General features: G+C 67.6%; 3 protein-coding genes. All 3 read left to right on the forward strand.

Annotated features, from left to right (window positions below):
* The coding region (locus ACE3UY_RS11790) for a phenylacetate--CoA ligase family protein (RefSeq protein ID WP_374687720.1) at positions 1 to 1,472 on the forward strand (1,472 nt) is incomplete at its 5' end.
* Between the two features lie 2 nt (positions 1,473 to 1,474).
* A complete protein-coding gene (locus ACE3UY_RS11795; protein WP_374687721.1) occupies positions 1,475 to 2,764 on the forward strand; it encodes an ArnT family glycosyltransferase in 1,290 nt (429 codons plus the stop codon).
* A 102-nt stretch (positions 2,765 to 2,866) separates the two neighbouring features.
* Positions 2,867 to 3,172: glycosyltransferase (locus ACE3UY_RS11800; RefSeq protein ID WP_374687722.1), on the forward strand; the 306-nt coding region annotated here is incomplete at its 3' end.

Here is a 3,172-nt window from a genome sequence, read left to right on the forward strand (position 1 = left end):
ACCGGCTGCCCTACCCGGCCAAGGTGCTGGCCGCCAGCGCGCGCGGCCGGAAGTTGAGCCGCTGGCGCTACAGCGCCGACACCGAGCGTCTGATCGCCGAGTACCTGAGCCACGACTACTGGACGGCCGAGCAGTGGCGCGTCTGGCAGGAGGAGCGGCTGGCCTTTGTGTTGCGGCGGGCGGCGGCGCGCGTGCCCTACTACCGCGAGCAGTGGATCGCACGGCGGCGGGCCGGCGACCGCGCCGCGATTGATCAGTTGGCGAATTGGCCCGTGCTGACCAAAGCGGCGCTGCGGGCGCAACCGCAAGCCTTTCTGGCCGACGACTGCGACCCCAAGCGCATGTTCTATGAGCACACCAGCGGCACGACCGGCAAGCCGTTGCACATCTGGCTGAGCAAGGAGACTGTGCAGACATGGTTCGCCCTGTTCGAGGCGCGGGCGCGGCGCTGGTACGGTGTCGGCCGGGGCGACCGCTGGGCTATTTTGGGCGGCCAACTCGTCGCCCCGGTGGAGCGGGCTCGCCCCCCCTTCTGGGTTTGGAACATCGCCCTGCGGCAGCTGTACCTCTCCGCCTACCACCTGACGCCCGATAACGTGGCCGCCTACCTGGAAGCGATGGAGCGGCACGAAGTCACCTACCTGCTCGGTTACCCGTCCGGCCTCTACCGGCTGGCGCAGGTGGCGCTGGAGCGCGGCTGGCGTGCGCCGCGCCTCAAGGTCGCCATCGGCAACGCCGAACCGCTGTTGGCCCATCAGCGCGAGGCTATTGGCGCGGCCTTTGGCTGCCCCGTGCGCGAGACCTATGGCATGGCCGAGATCGCCGCCGCGGCCAGCGATTGCGAGGCGGGCCGGCTGCATCTCTGGCCGGAGGCGGGCCACGTTGAGGTGCTGGACGATGATACAGACGCACCGGCCCTCCCCCGGCCCTCCCTCCTCCGGCCCCTCCCGGAGGGAGGGGAGGTGGTGGCCGGGCGGCTGGTGGCGACGGGGCTGCTCAACGCCGACATGCCGCTCATCCGCTATGAGACGGGCGACCGAGCCAGCGTAGCCGTGGCACAGGATTCTTATCCTGTGCGTTTGCCACAGGATAAGAATCCTGTGCTACACCTTTGTGCTTGCGGCCGTTCCTTGCCCGTGCTGGCGGCCATCGAGGGGCGGCAGGATGACGTGGTCATCACCCGCGATGGGCGGCACATCGGCCGGCTGGACCCGGTGTTCAAGGCCGACCTGCCGATTCTAGAGGCGCAAATCATCCAGGAGTCGCTCGATCGGTTGCGCGTGCTCTACGTGCCGACGGCGGCCTACAGCGCGGCCGACGGCGAGATGCTGGTGCAGCGCATCCACGACCGGGTGGGGGCCGATATGGGCGTGGTGCTGGAGGCGGTGGAGGAGATTCCGCGCACGGCGAACGGTAAGTTTCGGGCAGTTATCTCGCATGTGGCGCAGGCTGACGGCCTGGCCTACGGGTGAATATGAGCAAACGACGCGAAGTACTTCTTGTATTGGGATTGTTCCTACTGGCAATGGCCGTCGCCGCGGTATTTGCGGCCGTGTTGCCGGCCGAGTACCGGCAGAACCAGAGCACCGACTACACCTTCCAGTACGAGCCGGTCGCCCGCGCCATCCTGGCCGGGCGGGGTATTATCAACACCGAAGGCGAATTGGCGACCCGCTACCCGCCCGGCTTCTCGGTACTGCTGGCCGGGACTTGGGCGGTCGGCGGGGTGGTGGGGGTGTCCGAGGGGGCGGCGCTGCTGGCCTTCCGGCTGCTGTGCGCCGGGTTGTCGGTCGTGCTGCTCTATGGGCTGGCCCGGCTCGTCTGGCGGGCTGAGGCGGCGCTGCTAGTGGGGCTGGCCTGGGCCACCTATCCGTTCTTTCTGTGGGTTGCCAAACAGCCCAACAGTGAAGTCCCGTTCATCCCCGTCTTTTTTGGCGCGATGTTCGTCTTCTGGCTGGCCATGTTGCGCCGGCCGCGGGCCTGGTGGCTCTACCTGCTGGCCGGTGTGCTGACCGGCGCGACCATGTTGATCCGCCCGTCGGCGCTGGGGCTGGGCGTGGTGATGGCCGTCCTCATCCTTTTCCTGGCGCGGCCCATCCGGCTGCCCGCGCGCCTGGGTCTGGCCGCTCTGCTGCTGCTGGGCAACGCGCTGGCCGTCTTCCCGTGGCTTGGGGCCGTGTATGCCGAGACCGGCGCGGTCATCCCCCTTAGCACCGGCGGCGAGGTTTCCTTCAAGGATGGCCTGACGTTTCTGGTCGCCTACAAGGACTACCGCCGGGAGGTGCCGGTGGCCGAGGACGTGGCCGATCTGATGCGTACATTCCAGCGCCGCCGGACAGAGATGCAGTCGAGCGGCGACGTGCTGGTGGTCGTCCTGGACGAGGCGCGCAAGGACCCGGGGACGTTCCTCAAGTTCACGTTCATCAAGGCCAGCCGCAGCTGGTACGGTATTGACAGCCGCACGTTCGAGGGGGCGACGCTGGCGATCCAGGCCGTCTACTTCGCGCTCATCCTGTGGGGCAACGCCTACGCCTTCTTCAGTCGCCGGGCCGCGCCGGGCGGCGATGCCGGCGCGTTGCGGCGCATGCTGGCCGGCAACTGGCTTATCGTCTTCTACTTCTGGGCGATGACGATAACCGTCGTGCCGCTGCTGCGCTACATGTTGCCGGCCACGGGGCCGCTCTTCATCGCACTGCCAGGCGTCTACTATTCGCTCCAGGCGTTTCGCGCGCGGCGGGCGGTGCTGGTGGTTAGTGGTTCGTAGTAGGGGCGGGTCTCAAACCCGCCCCTACTACTAACCACTTCCTCACAGGGCCTTCACGCCTTTTATACGGGATGAGAGGGGCAGTGGCCGTAAACTTGAGACATGGAACTGCCCTTCGTCTCGCTCATCATGCCCGTACGCAACGAGGCGGCCTACATCGCGCGCAGTCTGGGCGCGGTGCTGGCCCAGGACTACCCGACCGACCGGCTGGAAATTCTCGTTGTCGATGGCATGTCCGACGATGGCACGCGCGAGGCCGTCCGCGCACTCCAGGCGACCTGCCCCACCCTGTACTTGATCGACAACCCGGCGCGCATTGTGCCGCCGGCCCTGAACATCGGCCTGCGCCACGCGCGCGGCGAGATCGTCGTGCGCGTCGATGGGCATTGCGAGATCGCCCCCAACTAC

The organism is Promineifilum sp. (SeqCode) (assembly GCF_041918635.1).
Taxonomy (GTDB): Bacteria; Chloroflexota; Anaerolineae; order Promineifilales; family Promineifilaceae; genus Promineifilum.

Excerpts from the sequence above, each read along its gene's own strand:
- ACE3UY_RS11795 (WP_374687721.1), top strand. The coding sequence starts at position 1,475 with ATGAGCAAACGACGCGAAGTACTTCTTGTATTGGGATTGTTCCTACTG.